Origin of the sequence: Mycobacterium sp., from assembly GCF_004298145.1 — a bacterium.
Taxonomy (GTDB): Bacteria; Actinomycetota; Actinomycetes; order Mycobacteriales; family Mycobacteriaceae; genus Mycobacterium.
Genome location: NZ_SCRH01000048.1, coordinates 40,224 through 63,347 on the forward strand (window position 1 = coordinate 40,224; position 23,124 = coordinate 63,347).

Annotated in this window: 22 protein-coding genes and 2 riboswitches; of the genes, 11 read left to right on the forward strand and 11 right to left on the reverse strand. The window is 66.8% G+C overall.

Features of this window, described 5'->3' with window-relative positions:
• Nucleotides 1–98: 98 nt before the first annotated feature.
• Nucleotides 99–215: riboswitch (SAM riboswitch) on the reverse strand.
• A gap of 158 nt (nt 216–373) precedes the next feature.
• Nucleotides 374–2,611 (forward strand): NADP-dependent isocitrate dehydrogenase, encoded by a 2,238-nt coding sequence (locus tag EPN51_RS21115; RefSeq protein WP_293046473.1) that lies wholly within the window; start codon nt 374–376, stop codon nt 2,609–2,611.
• A gap of 36 nt (nt 2,612–2,647) precedes the next feature.
• The gene (locus EPN51_RS21120) at nt 2,648–3,889 is read left to right on the forward strand and encodes an NADP-dependent isocitrate dehydrogenase (RefSeq protein WP_293046475.1); all 1,242 of its coding nucleotides are present in this window, start codon (nt 2,648–2,650) and stop codon (nt 3,887–3,889) included.
• Here EPN51_RS21120 and EPN51_RS21125 read toward each other — a convergent pair.
• Nucleotides 3,882–4,691 (reverse strand): alpha/beta hydrolase, encoded by an 810-nt coding sequence (locus EPN51_RS21125; RefSeq protein ID WP_293046556.1) that lies wholly within the window; start codon nt 4,689–4,691, stop codon nt 3,882–3,884. The genes EPN51_RS21120 and EPN51_RS21125 overlap by 8 nt on opposite strands.
• A 239-nt stretch (nt 4,692–4,930) precedes the next feature.
• On the opposite strand from EPN51_RS21125, the gene trpS reads away from it, so the two are divergent.
• Both trpS and yhjD read left to right on the forward strand, forming a co-directional pair.
• Nucleotides 4,931–5,962 (forward strand): tryptophan--tRNA ligase, encoded by a 1,032-nt coding sequence (gene trpS / locus EPN51_RS21130; RefSeq protein WP_293046477.1) that lies wholly within the window; start codon nt 4,931–4,933, stop codon nt 5,960–5,962.
• A gap of 11 nt (nt 5,963–5,973) precedes the next feature.
• Entirely contained in the window at nt 5,974–7,011 is a 1,038-nt protein-coding gene (gene yhjD, locus EPN51_RS21135) for an inner membrane protein YhjD (protein ID WP_293046479.1), read from the forward strand.
• Here yhjD and EPN51_RS21140 read toward each other — a convergent pair.
• The 3 genes from EPN51_RS21140 to EPN51_RS21150 form a co-directional block, all read right to left on the reverse strand.
• Nucleotides 7,008–7,322, reverse strand: coding sequence for a multidrug efflux SMR transporter (locus EPN51_RS21140; protein ID WP_293046481.1), 315 nt, complete (start codon nt 7,320–7,322; stop codon nt 7,008–7,010). The two genes, yhjD and EPN51_RS21140, sit on opposite strands and share 4 nt — an antisense overlap.
• A gap of 11 nt (nt 7,323–7,333) precedes the next feature.
• A riboswitch (guanidine-III (ykkC-III) riboswitch) is annotated at nt 7,334–7,397 on the reverse strand.
• Between the two features lie 5 nt (nt 7,398–7,402).
• The gene (gene nagA / locus EPN51_RS21145) at nt 7,403–8,551 is read right to left on the reverse strand and encodes an N-acetylglucosamine-6-phosphate deacetylase (protein ID WP_293046483.1); all 1,149 of its coding nucleotides are present in this window, start codon (nt 8,549–8,551) and stop codon (nt 7,403–7,405) included.
• Complete coding sequence (locus EPN51_RS21150) at nt 8,542–9,891, reverse strand: sugar porter family MFS transporter (RefSeq protein WP_293046485.1); 1,350 nt, start codon at nt 9,889–9,891, stop codon at nt 8,542–8,544. The genes nagA and EPN51_RS21150 overlap by 10 nt, the downstream gene beginning before the upstream one ends.
• A 780-nt stretch (nt 9,892–10,671) precedes the next feature.
• Here EPN51_RS21150 and EPN51_RS21155 point away from each other — a divergent pair.
• The gene (locus tag EPN51_RS21155) at nt 10,672–11,697 is read left to right on the forward strand and encodes a TQO small subunit DoxD (protein ID WP_293046488.1); all 1,026 of its coding nucleotides are present in this window, start codon (nt 10,672–10,674) and stop codon (nt 11,695–11,697) included.
• Between the two features lie 73 nt (nt 11,698–11,770).
• On the opposite strand, the gene EPN51_RS21160 is transcribed toward EPN51_RS21155, so the two are convergent.
• Nucleotides 11,771–13,027 carry a D-alanyl-D-alanine carboxypeptidase family protein gene (locus tag EPN51_RS21160; RefSeq protein WP_293046491.1) on the reverse strand — a complete coding sequence of 419 codons (1,257 nt, stop codon included), beginning with the start codon at nt 13,025–13,027 and terminating at the stop codon, nt 11,771–11,773.
• Nucleotides 13,028–13,198: 171 nt separating this feature from the next.
• Between EPN51_RS21160 and EPN51_RS21165 the strand changes: the two genes are divergently transcribed.
• Nucleotides 13,199–13,498, forward strand: a complete 300-nt coding sequence (locus EPN51_RS21165) for a hypothetical protein (RefSeq protein WP_366509468.1) — start codon at nt 13,199–13,201, stop codon at nt 13,496–13,498.
• Here EPN51_RS21165 and EPN51_RS21170 read toward each other — a convergent pair.
• Complete coding sequence (locus tag EPN51_RS21170; RefSeq protein WP_293046496.1) at nt 13,495–14,838, reverse strand: aspartate aminotransferase family protein; 1,344 nt, start codon at nt 14,836–14,838, stop codon at nt 13,495–13,497. The genes EPN51_RS21165 and EPN51_RS21170 overlap by 4 nt on opposite strands.
• Here EPN51_RS21170 and EPN51_RS21175 point away from each other — a divergent pair.
• Nucleotides 14,837–15,046, forward strand: a complete 210-nt coding sequence (locus tag EPN51_RS21175) for a hypothetical protein (protein ID WP_293046499.1) — start codon at nt 14,837–14,839, stop codon at nt 15,044–15,046. The two genes, EPN51_RS21170 and EPN51_RS21175, sit on opposite strands and share 2 nt — an antisense overlap.
• Nucleotides 15,043–15,957, forward strand: coding sequence for a sigma-70 family RNA polymerase sigma factor (locus EPN51_RS21180; protein ID WP_293046502.1), 915 nt, complete (start codon nt 15,043–15,045; stop codon nt 15,955–15,957). The genes EPN51_RS21175 and EPN51_RS21180 overlap by 4 nt, the downstream gene beginning before the upstream one ends.
• 17 nt (nt 15,958–15,974) lie before the next feature.
• Here EPN51_RS21180 and EPN51_RS21185 read toward each other — a convergent pair whose 3' ends face one another.
• From EPN51_RS21185 to sdhC, 5 genes are all read right to left on the reverse strand, one after another.
• The gene (locus EPN51_RS21185; RefSeq protein WP_293046504.1) at nt 15,975–16,328 is read right to left on the reverse strand and encodes a DoxX family protein; all 354 of its coding nucleotides are present in this window, start codon (nt 16,326–16,328) and stop codon (nt 15,975–15,977) included.
• Between the two features lie 323 nt (nt 16,329–16,651).
• Complete coding sequence (locus EPN51_RS21190) at nt 16,652–17,455, reverse strand: succinate dehydrogenase iron-sulfur subunit (protein ID WP_293046507.1); 804 nt, start codon at nt 17,453–17,455, stop codon at nt 16,652–16,654.
• A complete protein-coding gene (sdhA, locus tag EPN51_RS21195) occupies nt 17,455–19,227 on the reverse strand; it encodes a succinate dehydrogenase flavoprotein subunit (protein WP_293046510.1) in 1,773 nt (590 codons plus the stop codon). Before sdhA ends, EPN51_RS21190 begins: the two co-directional genes overlap by 1 nt.
• A 17-nt stretch (nt 19,228–19,244) precedes the next feature.
• Nucleotides 19,245–19,712 carry a succinate dehydrogenase hydrophobic membrane anchor subunit gene (locus tag EPN51_RS21200; protein ID WP_293046513.1) on the reverse strand — a complete coding sequence of 156 codons (468 nt, stop codon included), beginning with the start codon at nt 19,710–19,712 and terminating at the stop codon, nt 19,245–19,247.
• Nucleotides 19,709–20,047: a succinate dehydrogenase, cytochrome b556 subunit gene (gene sdhC, locus EPN51_RS21205; RefSeq protein WP_293046558.1), complete on the reverse strand. Its 339-nt coding sequence runs from the start codon at nt 20,045–20,047 to the stop codon at nt 19,709–19,711. Before sdhC ends, EPN51_RS21200 begins: the two co-directional genes overlap by 4 nt.
• 283 nt (nt 20,048–20,330) lie before the next feature.
• On the opposite strand from sdhC, the gene EPN51_RS21210 reads away from it, so the two are divergent.
• The 3 genes from EPN51_RS21210 to EPN51_RS21220 are packed head-to-tail and all read left to right on the forward strand — an operon-like array spanning nt 20,331 to nt 23,100.
• The gene (locus tag EPN51_RS21210; RefSeq protein WP_293046561.1) at nt 20,331–20,732 is read left to right on the forward strand and encodes a cytidine deaminase; all 402 of its coding nucleotides are present in this window, start codon (nt 20,331–20,333) and stop codon (nt 20,730–20,732) included.
• Entirely contained in the window at nt 20,732–22,015 is a 1,284-nt protein-coding gene (locus EPN51_RS21215; RefSeq protein ID WP_293046516.1) for a thymidine phosphorylase, read from the forward strand. The genes EPN51_RS21210 and EPN51_RS21215 overlap by 1 nt, the downstream gene beginning before the upstream one ends.
• Complete coding sequence (locus EPN51_RS21220) at nt 22,012–23,100, forward strand: adenosine deaminase (RefSeq protein ID WP_293046519.1); 1,089 nt, start codon at nt 22,012–22,014, stop codon at nt 23,098–23,100. The genes EPN51_RS21215 and EPN51_RS21220 overlap by 4 nt, the downstream gene beginning before the upstream one ends.
• The last annotated feature ends 24 nt before the right edge of the window (nt 23,101–23,124 follow it).

Here is a 23,124-nt window from a genome sequence, read left to right on the forward strand (position 1 = left end):
CGATTGCCTACATCGGCGATCTGAAAGGGTGAGCCGATCGCAAGGAGCTGGACAGAAGCACATCACGTGTCCCCTCTAGTCAGGGGTCCGTTATGGCGGACCCGCGCTTGCCGCGCAGCCTGTGGCTACTAGACCTGGTCATCACCCGGGGCACCCCACCGCGGTTGGAGGGTTGCCGGCCAGCAAGCCGGGGCTTGACGCTGGCGCTCATGACCAATACGAAGACTATCTTACTGTGCCGACCCGCTGCCAACCGTGGCGGCGCACATGCAGGTCGACGCCCGTCCAAACACCCTTGATAACGTGGCGGTTAGATTGCTGAGCCCCCATAGATTTGTCCGATATCGAAGATCTTGCCGCCGGGAGAGGGACCGTGAGCGCCGAAGAGCCGACCGTCATCTACACGCTGACCGACGAGGCGCCGCTGCTGGCGACCTACGCGTTCCTGCCGATCGTGCGTGCCTTCGCCGAACCGGCGGGCATCGAGATCAAGACCAGCGACATCTCGGTGGCGGCCCGGATCCTCGCGGAGTTCCCCGAGCACCTGACCGACGAGCAGCGGGTTCCGGACAACCTGGCGGAACTGGGCCGGCTGACGAAGCTGGCCGACACCAACATCATCAAGCTGCCGAACATCAGTGCCTCGGTGCCCCAGCTGATTGCCGCCGTCAAGGAACTGCAAGGCAAGGGATTCAAGGTTCCGGACTTTCCGCAAAGTCCGAAGACCGACGAGGACAAGGAAATTCGCGCCCGCTACGGCAAATGCCTGGGCAGCGCCGTGAACCCGGTACTGCGGCAAGGTAACTCGGACCGACGCGCACCCAAGGCCGTCAAGGAGTATGCGCGCAAGCACCCGCACAGCATGGCGGACTGGTCGCCGGCGTCGCGCACCCATGTCGCGACCATGCGGAGCGGCGACTTCTACCACGGCGAGAAGTCGATGACGCTGGACCGCGCGCGCAACGTGAAGATGGAGCTGGAGACCGAAAGCGGCAAGACAATCGTGCTCAAGCCGATGGTGTCGCTGCGCAACGCCGACGTCATCGATTCCATGTTCATGAGCAAGAAGGCCCTGATTGAGTTCTACGAAGAGCAGATGCAGGATGCCTACGAGACCGGCGTGATGTTCTCCCTGCACGTCAAGGCGACCATGATGAAGGTCTCCCACCCCATCGTCTTCGGCCACGCCGTGAAGATCTTCTACAAGGACGCCTTCGCCAAGCACCAGGCGCTCTTCGACGAACTCGGCGTCGACGTCAACAACGGATTGGTCGATCTGTACAGCAAGATCGAGTCGCTGCCCGCGTCGCTGCACGAGGAGATCATCCGCGATCTGCACGCGTGCCACGAGCACCGGCCCGAGCTGGCGATGGTCGATTCGGCCAAGGGCATCAGCAACTTTCATTCGCCCAGCGACGTGATCGTCGACGCGTCGATGCCGGCGATGATCCGCGCGGGCGGCAAGATGTGGGGCGCCGACGGGCGGCAGAAGGACACCAAGGCCGTTAATCCCGAGTCCACCTTCGCCCGGATCTACCAAGAGATCATCAACTTCTGTAAGACCCACGGGCAGTTCGATCCGACGACGATGGGAACGGTCCCCAACGTCGGGCTGATGGCGCAGCAGGCCGAGGAGTACGGCTCGCACGACAAGACGTTCGAGATCCCCGAGGACGGCGTCGCCAATATCGTCGACCTCGACACCGGGGAAGTCCTGCTGACCCAGAAGGTGGAAAGCGGCGACATCTGGCGCATGCCCATCGTCCGGGACGAAGCGATCCGCGACTGGGTCAAGCTGGCCGTCACCCGCGCGCGAAACTCGGGCATGACGGTGCTGTTCTGGCTGGACACCGAACGTCCGCACGAGGTCGAGCTGCGCAAGAAGGTCAAGGAGTACCTCAAGGAGCACGACACCGAGGGCCTGCAGATCCAGATCATGCCGCAGGTGTGGGCCATGAGGTACACGCTGGAGCGCGCGATGCGCGGCCAGGACACCATCGCCGCCACCGGAAACATCCTGCGCGACTACCTCACCGACCTGTTCCCGATCCTGGAGCTGGGCACCAGCGCCAAGATGCTGTCCATCGTGCCGTTGATGGCCGGGGGCGGAATGTACGAGACCGGGGCGGGCGGTTCGGCGCCCAAGCACGTCCACCAACTTGTCGAGGAGAATCATCTGCGCTGGGATTCCCTCGGTGAGTTCCTTGCCCTGGGAGCGTGTTTCGAGGACATCGGTATCAAGACCAACAATGAGCGCGCCAAGCTGTTGGGCAAGACGCTGGATGCCGCGATCGGAAAGCTGTTGGACAACAACAAGAGTCCGTCTCGCAAGACCGGTGAACTCGACAACCGCGGCAGCCAGTTCTATCTGGCGCTGTACTGGGCGGCCGAACTCGCCGCCCAAAACGACGACGAGGAGTTGCGCGAGCGCTTCGCCGCGCTGGCCGACTCGTTGGGCCGCAGTGAGGACGCCATCGTGGCCGAACTCGCCGAGGTGCAGGGCGAGGCGGTCGACATCGGCGGTTACTACTACCCCGACAACGAGAAGACGACCGCAGTGATGCGGCCGAGCAAGACGTTCAACGAGGTGCTAGCGGCTGCGCACGGCTGAGGCCGCAGGGAGGTTTCGGACGCCTTGAAACCAAGCATGTCCAATCTGGTTTCCAAAGAAACCAAGATCAAAGTCAAAGGCCGCGTCGTCGAGCTCGACGGTGACGAGATGACCCGCGTCATCTGGAAGCTGATCAAGGACTTGTTGATCCTGCCGCACCTCGACATCGATTTGGACTACTACGACCTGGGCATCGAGCACCGCGACCGCACCGACGACCAGGTGACGATCGACGCGGCCTACGCGATCAAGAAGCACGGTGTGGGCGTCAAGTGTGCGACGATCACCCCCGACGAGGCGCGCGTCCAAGAGTTCAACCTCAAGAAGATGTGGCTGTCGCCGAACGGGACGATCCGCAACATCTTGGGCGGCACCATCTTCCGCGAACCGATCGTCATCTCCAACGTGCCGCGCCTGGTTCCCGGCTGGACCAAGCCGATCGTCATCGGGCGCCACGCTTTCGGCGACCAGTACCGGGCGACCAACTTCAAGGTCGACAAGCCCGGCACCGTCGCGATCACCTTCACCCCCGCGGACGGCAGCGAGCCGATCGTGCACGAGATGGTGTCCATCCCCGACGACGGCGGTGTCGTGATGGGGATGTACAACTTCAAGGACTCCGTACGCGACTTCGCGCGGGCGACCTTCAAGTACGGCCTGAACGCCAAATGGCCGGTGTACCTGTCCACCAAGAACACCATCCTCAAGGCCTACGACGGCATGTTCAAAGACGAGTTCCAGCGCATCTACGACGAGGAATTCAAGGAGCAGTTCGATGCCGAGGGCCTGACCTACGAGCACCGGCTGATCGACGACATGGTCGCCGCCTGCCTCAAGTGGGAGGGCGGCTACGTGTGGGCGTGCAAGAACTACGACGGCGACGTGCAGTCCGACGCCATCGCGCAGGGCTACGGTTCGCTGGGGTTGATGACCTCGGTGCTGATGACGGCCGACGGCAAGACGGTCGAGGCCGAGGCCGCGCACGGCACCGTCACGCGGCACTTCCGGCAGTATCAGGCCGGCAAGCCGACCTCGACCAACCCGATCGCCTCGATCTTCGCCTGGACGCGCGGGCTGGCGCACCGCGGCAAGCTGGACGACACCCCCGAGGTGATCGAGTTCGCGCAGACGCTGGAAACCGTCATCGTCTCCACGGTCGAGAGCGGGAAGATGACCAAGGACCTCGCCATCCTGATCGGCCCCGACCAACAGTGGCAGCAGAGCGAGGAATTCCTCAACTCGATCGCCGAGAACCTGGAAAAGAAGCTGGCTAACTAGCCGGCGGTCGGTGCCGGTCCGAAAATCGGTCGGGGCCGGTGGCGCACTCGTCGAGGAAGTCGGCGATGGCCGCGGTGATGCGCTCGGGGGCCTCGAACATCGGTACGTGCCCGACGCCGTCGAGCTTGGTGATCTTTGTGCCCGTGGGCAGGAAGTCGGTGAAATGCCGGCTGAACCTGCTGGGCGGCACCACCCGGTCCTTCTCGCACAGCACCAGCTGCACCGGTACCGCGGTCTGCGCCAGCTCCAGCAGCCCCGGCGCCAGCAGCGCCTTGATCAGCAGCTGGAAATAGGCCGGGCAGTGCGCGGCGTCGTCGACCACCCCGCGCAGTTGCTCCTCGCTGGCCCCGTCCGGGGTCGCGCTCAGCGGCAGGGTCGCCAGCCGGCGGCTCAGTGGCAGCCGCAGCGTGTGCTGGCCCAACAGCCGGGCCAGCGCCAGGATCGGCATGCCGGCGATGAACTTGCTGATGACCTCGAATTTGACCGGGCTCCAGCGCGTCCACCCGCCCGCGGCGCCGACGCCGGTGACGCTGCGGGCCCGCCCGCGCCGCTCGAGCTCGAAGGCCACCCAGCCGCCCAGCGAGTTACCCACCAGGTGCGCGCTGTCCCAGCCGAGTTGGTCGAGCAGACGCTCGATGTGGTCGGCCAGCACCGACGAGCTCAACAGCCAGGTGCCCGCAAAGGGCCCGCCGTTGTGCCCGGCCATGGTCGGGGCGAAGACCTCGTAGCGGCCGGTGTCGGCCAGCCGCGGCGCTACCGGATCCCACACCGTTTGCGACATCAAAAATCCGTGCAGCAGCACGACCGGCTCGCCGGAACCCAGGTGGGTCGGCGGACGGGCCGAAGGCGACGCCGAGCGAGCGGGGCTCACGAGGACGGACCCGAGCAGACGAGATTGCGCATAACCCGACATTAAAGGCGGTACCGCCGGTACCGCAAGGTGCCTGATCGTGAGGGTGCGGCTGGCCGCACACTCGGCACCGAACGTGAAGCTGGCCGCACGCTGGGTTGCCACGGCGCGCGTGAAAAGATCGGTGCATCATGAGCACCGCTACCGGATCCAGCCGCATTTTCTCCGGCGTGCAGCCCACGTCCGATTCGCTTCACCTGGGTAACGCGCTGGGCGCCATCACCCGGTGGGTCGAGCTGCAGGACGACTGGGGAGATGACTGGGACGCGTTCTTCTGCGTCGTCGACCTGCATGCCATCACCATCGCCCAGGATCCCGAGGCGCTGCGACGGCGGACCCTGGTCACCGCCGCCCAATACCTGGCGCTGGGCATCGACCCGGCCCGCAGCACCGTCTTCGTGCAGAGCCACGTGCCCGCCCACACCCAGCTGGCCTGGGTGCTGGGCTGCTTCACCGGCTTCGGGCAGGCGTCGCGGATGACGCAGTTCAAGGACAAGTCGCTGCGCCAGGGCGCCGACTCCACCACCGTGGGTTTGTTCACCTACCCGGTGCTGCAGGCCGCCGACGTGCTGGCCTACGACACCGATCTGGTGCCGGTGGGCGAGGACCAGCGCCAGCACCTCGAGCTGGCCCGCGACGTGGCGCAGCGGTTCAACGCCCGATTCCCGGACACCTTCGTCGTGCCGGACGTGCTCATCCCCAAGGCCACCGCGAAGATCTACGACCTGGCCGACCCGACGTCGAAGATGAGCAAGTCCGCGGCCACCGATGCCGGGCTGATCAACCTGCTCGACGATCCGGCGTTGTCGGCCAAGAAGATTCGTTCGGCGGTGACCGACAGCGAGCGCGAGATCCGCTTCGACACCGTCGCCAAGCCCGGCGTGTCCAACCTGCTGACCATCCAGTCTGCGGTCAGCGGCGTGGACATCGACAAGCTCGTCGAGGGCTATGCCGGAAGGGGTTACGGCGACTTGAAAAAGGACACCGCGGAGGCGGTGGTCGAGTTCGTCGCCCCGATCAAGGCCCGCGTGGACGAACTGCGGGCCGACCCGGCCGAATTGGAGGCCATTTTGGCGGCCGGAGCCGAAAGGGCCCAGGATGTCGCCGGGAAAACGGTCCAACGGGTCTACGATCGGCTTGGGTTCCTTCCGCAACGGAGGTAAGAAGTTTCACCATGAGCGAGCCGGCCGAGGCAGGCATTCTCGATCGGCTGCGGGCCCGCCACGGGTGGCTCGACCACATCATTCGCGCCTACCGGCGTTTCGACGAGCGCAACGGCGGGTTCTTCGCCGCCGGCCTCACGTATTACACGATTTTCGCGTTGTTTCCGTTGCTCATGGTCGGTTTCGCGGTGTTCGGATTCGTTCTGGCGCGGCGGCCGCAGCTGCTGAGCTCGATCGACGATCACATCCGCTCCCAGGTGTCGGGCAGGCTGGGTAATCAGCTGCAGGAGTTGATGAACTCGGCCATCGATGCCCGGACGTCGGTCGGTGTCATCGGTCTGGTCACCGCGGTGTGGGCGGGCCTGGGCTGGATATCGCACCTGCGGCAGGCGCTGACCGAGATGTGGTGGGACCGCCACTTCGAGTCACCGGGCTTCGTGCGCGGCAGGTTCTCCGATCTGCTGGCGATGGTGGGGACGTTCGCGGTGATCGTGGCCACCGTCGCGCTGACCACCGTCGGCCACGCCGCACCCATGGCCACGTTGCTGAAATGGCTCGGCATACCGCAGTTTGCGGTGTTCGACTGGCTCTTCTGGCTTTTCTCGATCCTGATCGCGACGCTGGTGTCGTGGCTGCTGTTCACCTGGATGATTGCGCGCCTGCCCCGGGAAAAGGTGAGTTTCGTCGATTCGATGCGGGCCGGGCTGATCGCGGCGATCGGCTTCGAAGTGTTCAAACAGGTGGCGTCGATCTATCTGAAGGCGGTGTTGCGCAGCCCGGCGGGCGTCGCGTTCGGCCCGGTGCTGGGGTTGATGGTGTTCGCTTACATCACCGCCTATCTCGTCCTGTTCTGCACGGCGTGGGCGGCGACGGCATCCACCGATCCGCGCGACCGACACGTCGAGCCCCCCGCCCCGGCGATCATCGCGCCGCGGGTGCACATGGACGAGGGCCTGGGCACCCGCCAGACGCTCACCGCGATGGCATTGGGAGCTGTTGGGGCGCTAACGCTTTCCCGCATTGCGGGTTTCGCTCACCGTAACCGCTAGCTGACCAGCTTCAAACCCACGATGCAGGCCACGATCCCGGCGATCAGCAACAGCTTGGTCAACGACGCCGGTTCGTCGCCGATCAGCGCCGCGTAGCCCACCGTGAGCACGGCCCCGATGCCGACCCACACCGCATAACTGGTCCCGACCGCCACGGTGCGCATCGCACTCGCCAGCCCGGCCATCGAAAGCCCCAGCGCGACAACGAAGACCAGCGACGGGCCAAGCCGGGAGAAGCCGTCGGACTTGTTCAGGGCGGTCGCCCACACCGCCTCCAATACCCCCGACGCGATCAAGACGAGCCATGCCATCGCGCACCTCCGCGGCGCCGTCTTTTCGCTGGCCGGGTACGGGGCCCCTCGTCCGGTGTCAGGTGCTGACCGGCTCGATGTTAGCAAACTCGTCTCGGATAGTCCTGCCAGTCGCCCAGCAGCATGACGGCTACGACCCGTAGATCACGTTCCAGCACAACGAGATTGGCGTTGTAGCCGGGCCGCAGGCTGCCGACCCGATCCAGGCCCAGAGCCCGCGCCGGCGTCGCGGCGGTCGTCTGCACCGCGGCCTCGAGCGCGGTATCGGCATCGGACCCCAGCCCGGCCACGGCGCGGAAGAGCCGATCCATGGTGGCCGTGCTGCCCGCGATCGTCGACGCCCCGTGCACCCGCGCGACGCCGGACACCACATCGATGCGCACCGTGCCGAGCCGGTACGCGCCGTCGGCGCGGCCCGCCGCGGCGATCGCGTCGGTGATCACGGCGACCCGGTCCGCGCCGGCCGCCTCGATCACCGCGTGCACCAGGTCCGGGTGCAGGTGCACTCCGTCGGCGATCAGCTCGACGGTCACCCGCGGGTCCCGGAGCAGGGCCAGCGCCGGGCCCGGTTCGCGATGGTGCAGCGGCGGCATCGCGTTGAACAGATGCGTGCCGACCGTGGTGCCCAGCGCGATGGCGTGCTGCGTCTGCTCGTAGGTCGCATCCGTATGACCCACCGCCACAACGACTCCCGCGTCCGTGAAACGCCGGATCGCGGCATCGGCCCCGGGCAGCTCGGGCGCCAGGGTGACCATCTTGATGGTGTCACCGCCGGCGGTCAGCACCGCGTCGATCTCGTTGGGGTCAGGGTCACGCATCTGGGTGCGGTCGTGGGCTCCGCAGCGCGCCCCGCTCAGCCAGGGGCCTTCCAGATGAATGCCCGCGACGACGCCGGCCCGGGTCGCCTCGGCGAGCGCGCGCACCCCGCTGAGCAGTTCGGGGGGCGAGGCGGTCACCAGGCTGGCGAGCGTGGTGGTGGTGCCGTGGCCCAGGTGGAAGGCGGCGGCGGCGTCGATGCCGTCCGCGTCGGTGTAGGAAGCCCCGCCGCCGCCGTGCACGTGCATGTCGATAAAGCCCGGCGCCACAGTGCAATCGGGAAAATCATGGTCGGCCGGGCGTGGCGGCGGGCCGGGCGCGCAGGCCACGATCCGGCCGCCGGAGGCCTCGAGCCAGCCCGGCCGACAGATCCGCCCGCCGAGGACCATCGTTCCCGCGGCGATCAATCCCATCGGCCGCCGTTTTCCCAGAAGTGACGGATGTCCTCGAGCTGGCGGCCCTTGGTCTCCGGCGCATACCGGTAGACGAAGGCGAACGCGACCACCGCGAGCACCGCGAACGCCGCGAAAGTCCCTGCGCCGCCCAATGAATGCAGCATGGTGAGGAAGACGGCGGCGATGATGGCGTTGGCCACCAGGTTGGAGGTCAGCATGGTGCTCGACCCGAGGGACCGCAGCCGGGACGGGAAGCTTTCGCTGGCGTACACCCAGCCCAGGGAGCCGAAGCCCATGGTGTAGCCGAAGATGAACAGCAGCACGCCCGCGAGCCCGGCGGCCGCACCGCCGGTGCCGCGGCCGAATACGGCCATCAGGACCACGTCGGCGACGATCATCATGGCGGTGCCGCACAACAGGATTGGCCGCCTGCCCAGCCGGTCGACCAGCAGCAGCGCCGTGCCGACGGCCGCCAATCCGGCCACCTGCACCAGCGCCGGCAGCCCCAGTAGCGCGAAATTGCCGGTGAAGCCCATGGCCTGAAATATCCGGGGGCTGTAATAGATGATCGCGTTGATGCCGGTGATCTGGATCAGGAAGCCGAGAACGACCACGAAGACGGTGGCGCGAAGATAGGGCCTGCGAACCATTTCCGGCAGCATCTCGGAAAGGCTGCCGCTACCCTCGCTCAACGCGCGGCCGATCTCGGCCAGCTCCTCGTCGACCCGCGCGTCGGGCTCCACCCTCAGCAGCGCGCGCCGGGCGTCGTCCACCCGGCCTTTGAGCAGGTACCATCGCGCCGTGTCGGGCATCCGAATCACCAACGGCGCCAACAGCGCTGCGGGCACGCAGGCCAGCCCCAGCATCCACCGCCAGCTGTGTGTGCCCGCCAGCAGGTAACCGGTCAAGTAACCGACGATGAGCCCACTGACGATCGCCAGCTGATAGGCCGTCAGCAGTGAGCCGCGCACCGCCGTCGGCGCCGATTCGGCCACGTATACCGGGACCACCACCACCGTCACGCCGATGGTCAGGCCGACGAGCAGTCGCGCCGCCAACAGCATCGGCAGCGAGACCGAAAACGCGGCCAGCAGCGCGAAAACCGCGTAGGCGAACAGGATCAGCACCACCGACTTTTTCCGCCCGATCACGTTGGCCAGCACGCCGGCGCCGAGCGCTCCGATGATCTGACCGATCACCACCATCGTCGTCAGCAGTTCCTGTTGCCGGGTGGACAGTCCGAAATCCTCGGTGACGAACAACTGCGCGCCGGCGATGATCGACAGGTCGTAGCCGTAGATGATGCCCACGCTGGCGGCGGTCAGCCCGACCAGCAGGCCGCGCCGGGCTTCGGTCACCTCGGTGAGTCTAGTGTCGCGGGCCGAGCGCTCATTGAGCGCGGCTTGGTACCCGATGCTCCCCGATCGGGGACGGGGGAATTCCGCCCGTCATGTCCGATCGGGGGATGTTTCCAGCTGCTCAGCGCCCATAAATTCGCTTCCGACTTGTTATGGCGAGAAGTTGCGCCGCCCGCACCCCGCGGCGCCCGCTGCTATCTTGATCGCGTGCGCCGCGCGCCGAAGGACCTCGAGATCGTGCGGCTCAACCGACCTCGAGGGGTGCGGTGGGCGGCAGTCGCGGTGATCGCCCTGCTCGCGCCACTTGCTCTCACGCACTGCCCGCGCACAGTCGAAGCTTTGGCCACCATCGTCGCCGTACACCATGAATCTGCACGGGCGGCGGCCCCCGTCGGTGAGCAGCTGGTCGACCACTCGCGCGCCGCGTCGATGCACCATAAGGCCGCCCCGCGGGAGCTGTGCCGCAGCAGCGATTTTACTTTCGTTGCGAGTGGTTCGCCGTCTGGTACCGATGACACACGGAGCACGCCCGCGGTCGGTTTTACGCAGGGGATCGACGTCTCCGCGGGTATCGCGAGAGGACCTCCGCCAGGGCTCCGGCATGCGCCGCGTGCTTTCAGCGGACGCGCTCGCCTTCATATGTTCTGCCTGCTCCGGCGCTGAGGAATACCCCATCGCCGGAGTGAATGCTGCTTCCCGCAGCCGCGGATAGTGCGCGCCAATTCTTTCGGCCATCCATTTTCATGATTGTTTCCGCTGTTTTAAAGGATGGTATTTTCGATGCGAAATCAGGACCTCACTCTTGAGCGCAGCACCCAAAGCTCGTCAGCTGCGCTCATTCTCCTCCCGCTCCGACTGGTTGCAGGCTGGGCTTATTTTTCGGCGTTTTGGCGCAGGGCGATTCTCGCCGACAAGCTGGACCCCGGCACCCCCGGGTATGTGGGAGAGAAGTTCAACAATTTCCTTCCCAACGCGCTGGGCATCAAGCCAGCCATAAGCTACCTTGTGCTGCACCCAGATCTTCTGAAATGGTCCATGATCGCCTTCACGATGGTGGAAGCGCTTGTCGGATTGTGTCTCATGCTCGGGATATTCACCCGGACAATGGGTGCGAGCGCCATGCTGCTGGCCTTCGGCATTCTGCTGGGCGCAGGATGGCTGGGGACCACCTGTCTCGACGAATGGCAGATTGGAATTCTAGGTATCGCGTCCGGAAGCGCGTTCTTGCTCAGCGGAGGCGGCGAGTACTCGGTCGACGACCTGCTGAGGCGCAAGGGCCTGAGCTTCACCCGGGCGAAATATTTCACCTGGCTCGCCTCGGGTGAAGTGAAGGTCAGAAAACCGGTTGTCGTCATCGGGGCGGTCGCGGTGCTTTCGGTAACGCTGGTGACCAACCAATACTTTCACGGCGGTGTCTACGGGCCGCTGCACAACAAGTCGGTCAAACCGGTGGTCGAAATCTCCGATGCGACGATCACGGACGGCGGTTTGCGGTTTACGGTCTATCGGACCGAAGGCGTGGATGTATACGGCTCATTCCTGGTCAGTGTCGCTCTACTCGATAACGGCAAGACAATTTTCAAGGTGGCCGGGCCGCAGCTGAGCCAACTCCCCAAGAGCGACATATCGAATTACCACGTGGCGGCGGTGAAACCGGGAACGTGCGGCCTGGTCATACCATTGGGCGGCAAAGCCCGGATCTCGCTCAACACCGGGACTGCAACTATTGACAGGAATCGGAGCTACACACTTTCCCTCACCGACGTGAGTGGCGTCCGCTGGCAAAAACCGGTCACCGGAGCGTGACGTTCGGTGGCCACCGCATCTTTGGCGTGAGGACACTTCTCGGCGAGGCTGACGGGGGGCGGGCGAGCGGCGCTCAGCGGTGTTGGGGTCGACGGTTCATCGAGCGTGCGGCCATGATCAAGCTGAACACGACGATGCTGCCGATGACACCGACGCCCACCCGGACCGGCATGGCGTCCGCGGAACCGATGATCCCGCCGGCCGCAGCGTTATTGGCGGGCCGGTCGGCGGCGGCGGTGTCGCGCTTGGCGGGCGCCAGCGACGGGTCGGGCGCGACCAGCGAGCCGACCTGGGTGCCCTGCGGGGTGGCGAACCCGTAGTCCAGCAGGTGCGCGGCCTGCTCCCACGGCGCGATCGGCTGGCGGGTCCCGTGCAGCAGCACCGCCACCAGCCGCCGCCCGTCGCGGTTGGCCGCGCCCACGAACGTCTGGCCCGCGTCGTCGGTGTACCCGGTCTTGCCGCCCAGGGCGCCGGGGTATTGGTAGAGCAGCTGGTTGTCGTTTTCCAGCTCGTAGCCCGGGTGGTCGCCGTGGCCGGGGAAATCGAAGGTTCGCGTCGCGACGATGTCGGCGAACGTGGGGTTCTGCCACGCGTAGCGGTAGAACAGCCCGACGTCGTAGGCCGAGGTGCTCATGCCGGGTGCGTCCAGCCCCGACGGCGTCGCCACCCGGGTGTCCTGGCCGCCCAGCTTGGCGGCCAGCACGTTGATCTTCTCCAGCGCCTGCTGTATGCCGCCGAGCTGCATGGCCAGCGCGTGGGCGGCGTCGTTGCCGGAGTGCATCAGGAGCCCGTGCAGCAGCTGGTTGACGGTGAACACGCCGCCCTCCTGGACGCCGACCTTGGTGCCCTCGGCGGCCGCGTCGTCGGCGGTTCCGGACACCGACTTGTTCAGGTTGAGTGTGTTGATGGAGGCCATCGCCACCAGCACCTTGATGATGCTGGCCGGGCGGTGACGACCGTGCGGGTCTTTGGCGGCGATGACGGCGCCGCTGTCCAGGTCGGCCACCAGCCAGGCCTCGGCGGACACGTCACCCGGTAGCGGCGGCGTGTTCGGCGCGGCGACGATGCCGCAGCTGCCCAGGGCGTCACCGCCGATGGACTTGGCGGGTACCGCCAGCGGGATCGGGGGGTCGCCGGCCGTGGGGACCTCCGACGAATCCACCGCCGCCGGGGTGTTCACCTTGTACGGGCAGTTCGCGGGTGCGGCATTGGGTTCGGCGCCGGGTTCGGCCCGCCCCAGCGGCAACGCCGCCGGGGCCGCGACCGTGGCCGGGGCGGCCATCAGGAAAAACGCCGCTGCCAGGCATGATACGGAACGTAACAGGGTCATCGTCTGTGCACAGTAAGCGATCGAGGGCCCGAATCCGGGGAGCCGCGCTGTGACTGGTGAGACGGAAGTTACTCAGCCGCACCGACGGGCCCGGGTTACGCTGGGCGCGCGGCCGGCGGGAATGCGCCCGCCCGCACCGATTCCAGAGGATTTGCCATTTCCGACGATCGATTGTGGACCAGGTTGCGGCGCAAGCGCGATGGCGCGAGTGAGGCGCCCGGCGCCGGCCCGCGCGCGCTGAAGGATTTGCTCAAACAGGTCGAGAAGGCAACCCAGGTGCGGCGTTCCGGGCTGGATCAGGTGCTGGCGGAGCTGAAGCTGCATCGTGACGCCACAACCGAGCCGGAGCGGCGGTCGGCACTTGCCTGGCTGTGCAACTCCGTATCGCGGTTCGCGCACAACCCGAGCGCCCCGCATGCCCGCGAGGTGATGCTGGCCGCCGACGCGGTCAGGCGCGCGCCCATCGGTTAGAGCCGCTCGGACTCCTCGCGCAGGACGCCACGGAGGATGGATTCGATGGTGTCGAATTCGGCTCGGCCACTGATCAGCGGCGGCGCCAGCTGGATGACCGAATCGCCGCGGTCGTCGGTGCGGCAGTACAGCCCGGCCGCAAACAGCGCCGAGCCGACCCGGGCGAGCAGCACCCGGCGCTCGGGGTCGCTGAACGTCTGCTTGGTCGCCTTGTCCTTGACCAGTTCCACGCCGTAGAAGAAACCCTCGCCGCGCACGTCGCCGACGATGGGCAGGTCGTAGAGCTTTTCCAGGGTGGCGCGGAACGCGGGCGCGTTGGTTTTGACGTGATCGTTGAGCCCCTCGCGCTCGAAGATGTCGAGGTTGGCCAGCCCGACGGCCGCCGAAACCGGGTGGCCGCCAAAGGTATAGCCGTGCGGGAACATCGTCGCGCCGTCGTTGAACGGCTCGAACAAGCGCTCGCTGGCGATCATGGCGCCGATCGGCGAGTAGCCCGACGTCATCCCCTTGGCGCAGGTGATCATGTCGGGCACGTAGCCGAAGTCGTCGCAGGCGAACATCGACCCGATGCGGCCGAACGCGCAGATCACCTCGTCGGAGACCAACAGCACGTCGTAGGAGTCGCAGATCTGGCGCACCCGTTCGAAATAGCCTGGGGGAGGAGGGATGCTGCCTCCGGCGTTCTGCACCGGCTCGAGGAATACCGCGGCCACGGTGTCGGGGCCCTCGAACTCGATGGCCTCGGCGATCCGGTCCGCGGCCCACTGCCCGAAGGCCTTGGCGTCGGTTTCCAGACCGGCTCCGAACGGTTCCGGCGCCCGATAGAAATTGGTGTTGGGCACCCGGAAGCCCCCGGGCGTCACTGGCTCGAACGGCGCCTTGTAGCGGGGCAGCCCGGTGATCGCCAGGGCGCCCTGGGTGGTGCCGTGGTAGGCCACCGATCGCGAAATCACCTTGTACTTACCGGGTTTGCCGGTGAGCTTGAAGTACTGCTTGGCCAGTTTCCACGCGGTCTCGACGGCCTCGGTGCCGCCGGTGGTGAAGAAGACCCGGTTCAGGTCGCCCGGCGTGTAGCCCGCGAGACGCTCGGCGAGCTCGATGGCCGTCGGGGTGGCATACCCCCACAGCGGGAAGAACGCCAGCGTGCCCGCCTGCCGGGCGGCGGCCTCGGCGAGCTCGGCCCGGCCGTGGCCGACCTGCACGGTGAACAGCCCGGAAAGGCCGTCGAGGTAGCTCTTGCCGCGGTCGTCGAAGATGGTGACGCCCTCGCCGCGGGTGATGATCGGCGGCGTGATTCCCGGGCCGTGCCGGGAGAAGTGCAGCCACAGGTTGTCGGTCATGTTGGTGGTGAGCGTAACGCTAGGTTCGATCGCCCGGCTCCTCACTCGCGCCGTTCCGGCGCTCGCCGTCGCCGGGCTAGGTTCGATCGCCCGGCTCCTCACTCGCGCCGTTCCGGCGCTCGCCGTCGCCGGGCTAGGTTCGATCGCCCGGCTCCTCACTCGCGCCGTTCCGGCGCTCGTCGTCGCCGGGCTAGGCTCGTCGGTATGACCTCGACGCGGGTCGCCGAATTCGAAGCCCTTCGGCCGCATCTCATGTCGGTGGCCTACCGGTTGACCGGCACCGTCGCCGATGCCGAGGACATCGTCCAGGATGCCTGGCTGCGCTGGCACCGGCAGGACACGGCAATAGCCGACCTGCGGGCGTGGTTGACCACGGTGGTGAGCAGGCTGGGTCTGGACAGGTTGCGCTCGGCCGCGCATCGTCGCGAGACCTACACCGGAAACTGGCTGCCCGAGCCGGTGGTCACCGGGTTGGGTCCCCCTGCTCCGGAAGCCGATCCGTTGTCGGCGGTGGTGGCCGGCGAGGACGCCCGATTCGCGGCGATGGTGGTGCTGGAACGGCTCTCGCCCGATCAGCGGGTCGCGTTCGTGTTGCACGACGGGTTCGCCGTGCCGTTCGCCGAGGTGGCCGAGGTGCTGGGAACCAGCGAGGCCGGCGCCCGGCAGCTCGCGTCGCGGGCGCGCAAGGCCGTCACGGCCGAGCCGCCGCCCGAACCGGATCCGTCGCACAACGAGGTGGTGGGCAAGTTGTTGGCCGCCATGGCCGCCGCCGATCTGGAGGCCGTGGTGGCGCTGCTGCACCCGGACGTGATCCTGACCGGCGATGCGAATGGCAAGGCGCCCACCGCAATCAACGTCATCCAGGGTGCGGACAAGGTGGCCCGATTCTTCTTTGGCCTGGCGCAGCGTTACGGCCCGTCGATGTTCACCGCCTATCAGCTGGGGTTCGTCAACGGCGAACTCGGCATCTACACGGCCGGCTGCCCGGCCGGTGACGGCTACCGCGAGATGGCGCCGCGGATCACGGCGGTGACGATGCGCGACGGAAAGGTCTGCGCGCTATGGGATATCGCCAATCCCGAGAAGTTCACCGGGTCTCCGCTGCGTCCGTCTCGTTAGTACACGACCTGTGGGTGTCACATCGACACGATGACGAAACCGAGCGTGGCTGCGCACAAAGCAAGCATGCCGGTCGCATTGACGAATAGGTTACGGCCGAAATCGCGAGTCGTGACATGCATTGTGATCGCGATGATGAAGTAGCCGACCAGCGCAACGCCGGTCACTAACGCAAGCGGCGGGAACCAGATCCCGATTATCAGGCCGGCTGCCGATGCGACTTTCAGGACCGGTAGAACGCGCCAGAAGCGGCGCGGAAACCGGACGTCGACCAGGCAGTCACGGATGAATCCGACAGGTTTCCAGCAGAGAGCGGCATCGGCGAGCTGGATCACGGCCAGCGCGGCGAGCGGCCACCAGGTGATGATCATGAATGTCTCCTGATTTCGGTGCGAATGGGTTACGCGCTGGAGACGGTGTAGCCGGCAGATATGTGACTGCCGATGATCGTTGAGCGTGACACTGGCACCACGGCTCGGGAACGTGGCCGTGGCGCCGCTTTTGGGGACAGGGGCTCGATCCGAGCTTTCTGTGTCATATCCCTCAGACGAGGCAGGCCTGAGATGTGTGACGGTCCGTGGCACCAATAGAAAGGTTTCAAACGTGCCATCGCATGCGGTAGCACTTTCGCGAATAGCGCGCCGGTTCTGGAGAGGTACTCCTGTGACGGATGCTGCGCTGATCGACGGGCCAATCAGCGCGAGAACATGATCGCGCGCTTGACCTCCTGGATCGCCTTGGTGACCTGGATGCCGCGCGGGCAGGCCTCGGTGCAGTTGAACGTGGTGCGGCACCGCCACACGCCGTCGACCTCGTTGAGGATGTCCAGGCGTTCGGCGGCGCCCTCGTCGCGGCTGTCGAAGATGAAGCGGTGTGCGTTGACGAACGCCGCCGGTCCGTAATAGCTGCCCTCGTGCCAGAAGACCGGGCAACTGGTGGTGCACGCCGCGCACAGGATGCACTTGGTGGTGTCGTCGTAGCGGGCGCGGTCGGTCGGGCTCTGGATGCGTTCGCGGGTCGGCGGGTTGCCGGAGGTGATCAGGTACGGCTTGATCGCCCGGTAGGCGTCGAAGAACGGCTCCATGTCGACCACCAGGTCCTTCTCGACCGGCAGCCCGCGGATCGGCTCGACCGTAATGGTCAAGGTCTTTCCGGGCTTTGGCTTTTCGGGCAGCAGATCCCGCATCAGCACCTTGCACGCCAGCCGATTGACACCGTTGATCCGCATGGCGTCCGAACCGCACACCCCGTGCGCGCAGGAGCGGCGGAAGGTCAGCGTCCCGTCCAGGTAGCTCTTGATGTAGATCAGCAGGTTGAGCATCCGGTCGCTGGGCAGGCACGGCACCCGAAAGCTTTGCCAGCCACCGGTTTCCGCGAAGGCGTCGGGCTGGTCGGGGTTGAACCTGGCGATCTTGACGGTCACCATCACCGCCCCGTCGGGAACGGGCGGCAGGGGCGGTTCCAGAGTCTCCACCTGTGGCCCTACAACGTCCGTCATCAGTACTTCCGTTCCTTGGGTTCGTAGCGCGTCTGCACCACGGGCTTGAAGTCCAGCGCGATGTCGCTCAGCAGGTCGCTGCCCTGCTTATCGGTCCCAATTTCCTTGTAGGCCATGGTGTGGCGCATGTAGTTGACGTCGTCCCGGTTCGGGTAGTCCTCGCGGGCGTGGCCGCCGCGAGACTCCTTGCGGTTTAGCGCCCCGACCACGGTGACCTCGGCCAGTTCCAGCAAAAAGCCCAGCTCGATGGCTTCCAGCAGGTCGCTGTTGAAGCGCTTTCCCTTGTCGTGCACGGTAATTCGGGAATATCGCTCCTTCAAGGCGTGGATGTCGGTCAGCGCCTGCTTCAGCGTCTCTTCGGTGCGGAACACCGCGGCGTTGTTGTCCATGGTCTGCTGCAGGGCGCCCCGGATGTCGGCGACGCGCTCGGTGCCGTGCTCGCTCAAGATGTCGCCGACCCAGCCGACGACCATCGCCGCCGGCTCCGGGGGCATGTCGACGAAGTCGTGTCGCCGCGCGTAATTGGCGGCGGCGATGCCGGCGCGGCGGCCGAACACGTTGATGTCCAGCAGCGAGTTGGTGCCCAGCCGGTTGGCGCCATGCACCGACACACACGCGCACTCGCCGGCCGCGTACAGGCCGGGAACGGTGGATGTGTTGTCGGCCAACACCTGTCCGGTGACGGTGGTGGGGATGCCGCCCATCACGTAGTGGCACGTCGGGTACACCGGGACCAGCTCGTGCACCGGGTCCACACCCAGATAGGTGCGGGCGAACTCGGTGATGTCGGGCAGTTTGGCCGCGAGCACATCCTCGCCGAGGTGGCGGACGTCGATGTAGACGTAGTCCTTGTGCGGGCCGGCGCCGCGGCCCTCCAGGACCTCCAGAACCATGGACCGGGCGACGATGTCGCGCGGCGCCAGGTCGACGATCGTCGGAGCGTAGCGCTCCATGAACCGCTCACCCTCGCCGTTGAGCAGCCGCCCACCCTCGCCGCGCACGGCCTCGGAGATCAAGATGCCCAAACCGGCCAGTCCGGTCGGGTGGAATTGGTGAAACTCCATGTCCTCCAACGGAAGTCCCTTGCGGAAGACGATGCCGATGCCGTCGCCGGTCAGGGTGTGTGCGTTCGAGGTGGTCTTGTACATCCGGCCCGAGCCGCCGGTCGCGAGCACGATGGCCTTGGCGTGGAAGACGTGGATCTCGCCGGTGGCCAGCTCGTAGGCGACCACACCGGTGGCCACCGGCCCGCTCGGGGTCTGGGTGAGCACCAGGTCCAGCGCGTAGAACTCGTTGAAGAACTCCACGTCGTGACGGACGCAGTTCTGATACAGCGTCTGCAGGATCATGTGCCCGGTGCGGTCGGCGGCGTAACAGGACCGGCGCACCGGGGCCTTGCCGTGGTCGCGGGTGTGCCCGCCGAAGCGGCGCTGGTCGATGCGGCCCTCGGGGGTGCGGTTGAACGGCATCCCCATCTTCTCCAGGTCGAGCACCGCGTCGATGGCTTCCTTGCACATGATCTCCACCGCGTCCTGGTCGGCGAGGTAGTCGCCGCCCTTGACGGTGTCGAAGGTGTGCCATTCCCAGTTGTCGTCTTCGACGTTGGCCAGCGCCGCGCACATCCCGCCCTGGGCGGCCCCGGTGTGGCTGCGGGTGGGGTAGAGCTTGGTCAGCACCGCCGTACGCGTCCGAGGAGCCGCTTCCACCGCGGCCCGCATCCCGGCACCGCCCGCACCGACGATCACCACGTCGTACCGGTGTTGCTGGATCACGGGTCAGCCTCCCTCGATCAGGAAATGTTGGGGTCGAATGTCAGCAGCACGTAGGTGCCCAGCACCAACGTGAACCCCATCGACAACAACAGCAGGCTGTTGAGCCAGAACCGGGTGCTGTCCTTGCGGCTGTAGTCGTCGATGATGGTGCGCAGGCCGTTGCCGCCGTGCAGTTGCGCCAGCCACAGCAGCGCCAGGTCCCAGATTTGCCAGAACGGCGACGCCCAGCGCTGCGCCACATAGTTGAAGTCGATGCGGTAAACGCCGTTGTCCCACATCAGCATGATGAACAGGTGGCCGATCGCCAGGACGAGCAGCGCGACGCCCGAGAACCGCATGAACAGCCAGGCGAATTTCTCGAAGTTGGGGATGCCGGCCCGGTGCCGCGGCGAACGGGGATTGTCCAGGCTGGCGGGGCGGTCGTGGGAGCGTTGCTTGACCGGCGCCGTCTGGCCCCGGGTCAGCTGAAGATCGGGGCTGCTCATCGGAAGTGGTCCATCATGTGGACCACGGTCACCACGCCGGCCGAGACCATCAGCAGCAGGAACACGACGCCGACGATCCAGAACATCAGCCGCTGGTAGCGCGGGCCTTCGGACCAGAAGTCGATCAGGATCACCCGGATCCCGTTCAGGCCGTGGAATCCGACCGCGGCGATCAGGCCGTATTCCATCAGGCCGACGATCGGCATCTGATAGTCGTGGATCACCGCGTTGTAGGTCTGCGGGCTGACCCGCAGCATCGCGGCGTCCAGGACGTGCACGAACAGGAAAAAGAAGATCGTCGCGCCGCTGATGCGATGCAGCACCCACGCCCACATGCCGGGATCTCCCCGGTACAGGGTCCGCGGCGGCCTGCGTTTACGCGATGGAGCCGGTACCGGTGTCGCCGGATCCGCGGTTGTCGGTTGCGTACTCACCCCAGTGTCACCCCAGTCCTCCGCCTTTTTGCGACATGCTTTGTGCGACGTTGCGCGACAGTCACGCCGGGCACTTGAGCTTAGCTCGCACACGGCGTGGCTTGCGCCGATGTCCGTCAAGCGAAATGCCGTGTTGCGGCTAGGGTGACTGTCGGAAGCGGCCATGGGTGAGCGGGGTTGCGTGATGCCGGGTATCGACTGGAATGCGCTGCGGGACAAGGCAATACAGGCGTCCGCGGGGGCCTACGCGCCCTACTCCCGGTTCGGTGTCGGTGCGGCCGCGCTGGTCGACGACGGCCGTGTGGTCACCGGGTGCAATGTGGAGAACGTCTCATATGGCCTTGGTTTCTGCGCCGAGTGCGCCGTGGTGTGCGCCCTGCATTCGACCGGCGGCGGCCGGCTGGTCGCGCTGGCGTGCGTGGGTCAGCGCGGATCGGTGCTGATGCCGTGCGGGCGATGCCGCCAGGTCCTGCTCGAGCACGGGGGCCCTGAGTTGTTGATCGACCATCCGGGCGGGCCGCGCCGGCTCGGTGACCTGCTGCCGGACGCCTTCGGCCCCGACGACCTGGCCGCGGGGCGCGGCTGATGCCGCCCGGGTTCGACGCGCCCACGGTGATCAGGACCAAGCGCGACGGCGGCCGGTTGTCCGACGCCGCCATCGACTGGGTCGTCGACGCCTACACCGACGGCCGGGTGGCCGAGGAACAGATGGCGGCCCTGCTGATGGCGATCCTGTTGCGCGGCATGGATCGCGGCGAGACCGCCCGGTGGACGTCGGCGATGCTGGCCTCGGGCGAACGGCTCGACTTCAGCGACCTCGGCGTACCCACGGTGGACAAGCACTCCACCGGCGGGGTGGGGGACAAGATCACCCTGCCCCTGGTGCCCGTCGTCGCCGCCTGCGGCGCGGCGGTGCCGCAGGCGTCGGGCCGCGGGCTCGGCCATACCGGCGGCACCCTGGACAAGCTGGAATCCATCGCCGGTTTCACCGCCGAGCTGTCCAAGCGGCGCGTGCGCGACCAGCTGCGCGTCCTCGGCGCGGCCATCTTCGCCGCCGGCGATCTGGCCCCCGCCGACGCCAAACTGTATGCGCTGCGCGACATCACCGCCACCGTCGAGTCGCTGCCGCTGATCGCCAGCTCGGTGATGAGCAAGAAGCTGGCCGAGGGGACCGGCGCGCTGGTGCTCGACGTGAAGGTCGGTTCCGGGGCGTTCACCGACTCGGAGGCGCAGTCGCGCGAGCTGGCGCAAATCATGGTCGAGCTGGGCGCCGCGCACGGGGTGCCCACCCGCGCGCTGCTGACGGACATGGACGGTCCGCTGGGCGCGACCGTCGGCAACGCCCTCGAGGTCGCCGAGTCGCTCGAGGTGCTGGCCGGGGGCGGCCCGCCCGACGTCGTCGAGCTGACGCTGCGGCTGGCCTCCGAGATGCTCGAGCTGGCCGGGATCGACGACCGCGATCCCGCCGAGACGCTGTGCGACGGCACCGCGATGGACCGATTTCGCCGGCTCATCGCCGCCCAGGGCGGCGATTTGTCGGTGCCGTTGCCGATCGGTCGGCACGCCGAGGCCGTGACCGCCGCCCGGGGCGGCACAATGGGCGATATCGACGCGATGGCAGTGGGGCTGGCGGCTTGGCGGCTCGGTGCGGGCAGATCCCGTCCGGGCGATCGGGTGCAGTTGGGCGCCGGCATCAGGATGCACCGCCGTCCCGGCGAGCCGGTCACGGCCGGTGAGCCGCTGTTCACCCTGTATACCGACACCCCGGAGCGCTTCGGCGCGGCGCTCGCCGAGCTGGACGGCGGCTGGAGCGTCGGCGACACGCCCCCGGCTTCCCGGCCGCTGATCATCGATCGGATCGTCACATGACCACGCCACTGGGTCTGGAGCAGATCCGCAAGGCGCCCAAGGCGCTGCTGCACGACCACCTCGACGGCGGGCTGCGCCCGTCGACCGTGCTGGAGATCGCCGGGCAGGTCGGCTACGACGAGCTGCCCGCCACCGAGGTCGACGAGTTGGCGACGTGGTTTCGCACGCGATCGCACAGCGGATCGCTGGAGCGCTACCTGGAGCCGTTTTCACACACCGTCGCGGTGATGCAGACACCCGAGGCGCTGCATCGCGTCGCCTACGAGTGCGTCGAAGATTTGGCCGCCGACTCGGTGGTCTACGCCGAGATCCGGTTCGCGCCCGAGCTGCACATCGACCGTGGGCTGTCCTTCGACGCCATCGTCGACGCCGTGCTGGCCGGGCTCGCCGACGGCGAGAAGGCCTGCGCCGGCGCGGGCCGTCCGATCGTGGTGCGCCTGCTGGTCACCGCGATGCGGCACGCGGCGGTGTCCCGGGAGATCGCCGAGCTGGCAATCCGGTTCCGGGACAAGGGGGTTGTCGGTTTCGACATCGCCGGCGCCGAGGCCGGCAACCCGCCGACCCGGCACCTGGATGCTTTCGAGTACATGCGAGATCACAACGCCCGCTTCACTATTCATGCCGGTGAGGCGTTCGGCCTGCCGTCCATCCACGAGGCGATCGCCTTCTGCGGCGCCGACCGGCTGGGCCACGGGGTGCGGATCGTCGACGACATCGAAGTGCTGCCCGACGGACAGGTCCGGTTGGGCCAACAGGCAGCGATCCTGCGGGACAAGCGGATTCCGCTGGAACTGTGTCCGAGCTCGAACGTGCAGACGGGCGCCGTCAAGAGCATCGCCGAGCATCCGTTCGATCTGCTGGCCCGCGCGCGGTTCCGGGTGACCGTCAACACCGATAACCGGTTGATGAGCGACACCTTCATGAGCCGCGAAATGCTCCGCCTGGTCGAGGCTTTCGGCTACGGCTGGAGCGACCTCGAGCGGTTCACCATCAACGCGATGAAGTCCGCGTTCATCCCGTTCGACGAGCGGCTGGCGATCATCGACGAGGTGATCAAGCCGCGGTACGCGGTGCTGATCGGCTGATAGGCCGCCGGCGTCATCGGGAGG

Excerpts from the sequence above, each read along its gene's own strand:
- EPN51_RS21220 (WP_293046519.1), top strand. The coding sequence starts at position 22,012 with ATGACCACGCCACTGGGTCTGGAGCAGATCCGCAAGGCGCCCAAGGCG.
- EPN51_RS21120 (WP_293046475.1), top strand. The coding sequence starts at position 2,648 with ATGTCCAATCTGGTTTCCAAAGAAACCAAGATCAAAGTCAAAGGCCGC.
- EPN51_RS21215 (WP_293046516.1), top strand. The coding sequence starts at position 20,732 with ATGCCGCCCGGGTTCGACGCGCCCACGGTGATCAGGACCAAGCGCGAC.
- yhjD (WP_293046479.1), top strand. The coding sequence starts at position 5,974 with ATGAGCGAGCCGGCCGAGGCAGGCATTCTCGATCGGCTGCGGGCCCGC.
- EPN51_RS21200 (WP_293046513.1), bottom strand. The coding sequence starts at position 19,712 with ATGAGCAGCCCCGATCTTCAGCTGACCCGGGGCCAGACGGCGCCGGTC.
- nagA (WP_293046483.1), bottom strand. The coding sequence starts at position 8,551 with ATGGGATTGATCGCCGCGGGAACGATGGTCCTCGGCGGGCGGATCTGT.
- EPN51_RS21160 (WP_293046491.1), bottom strand. The coding sequence starts at position 13,027 with ATGACCCTGTTACGTTCCGTATCATGCCTGGCAGCGGCGTTTTTCCTG.
- EPN51_RS21210 (WP_293046561.1), top strand. The coding sequence starts at position 20,331 with ATGCCGGGTATCGACTGGAATGCGCTGCGGGACAAGGCAATACAGGCG.
- EPN51_RS21170 (WP_293046496.1), bottom strand. The coding sequence starts at position 14,838 with ATGACCGACAACCTGTGGCTGCACTTCTCCCGGCACGGCCCGGGAATC.
- EPN51_RS21190 (WP_293046507.1), bottom strand. The coding sequence starts at position 17,455 with ATGACGGACGTTGTAGGGCCACAGGTGGAGACTCTGGAACCGCCCCTG.
- EPN51_RS21155 (WP_293046488.1), top strand. The coding sequence starts at position 10,672 with ATGCGAAATCAGGACCTCACTCTTGAGCGCAGCACCCAAAGCTCGTCA.
- EPN51_RS21175 (WP_293046499.1), top strand. The coding sequence starts at position 14,837 with ATGTTGGTGGTGAGCGTAACGCTAGGTTCGATCGCCCGGCTCCTCACT.
- EPN51_RS21185 (WP_293046504.1), bottom strand. The coding sequence starts at position 16,328 with ATGATCATCACCTGGTGGCCGCTCGCCGCGCTGGCCGTGATCCAGCTC.
- EPN51_RS21180 (WP_293046502.1), top strand. The coding sequence starts at position 15,043 with ATGACCTCGACGCGGGTCGCCGAATTCGAAGCCCTTCGGCCGCATCTC.
- trpS (WP_293046477.1), top strand. The coding sequence starts at position 4,931 with ATGAGCACCGCTACCGGATCCAGCCGCATTTTCTCCGGCGTGCAGCCC.
- sdhC (WP_293046558.1), bottom strand. The coding sequence starts at position 20,047 with ATGTGGGCGTGGGTGCTGCATCGCATCAGCGGCGCGACGATCTTCTTT.
- EPN51_RS21140 (WP_293046481.1), bottom strand. The coding sequence starts at position 7,322 with ATGGCATGGCTCGTCTTGATCGCGTCGGGGGTATTGGAGGCGGTGTGG.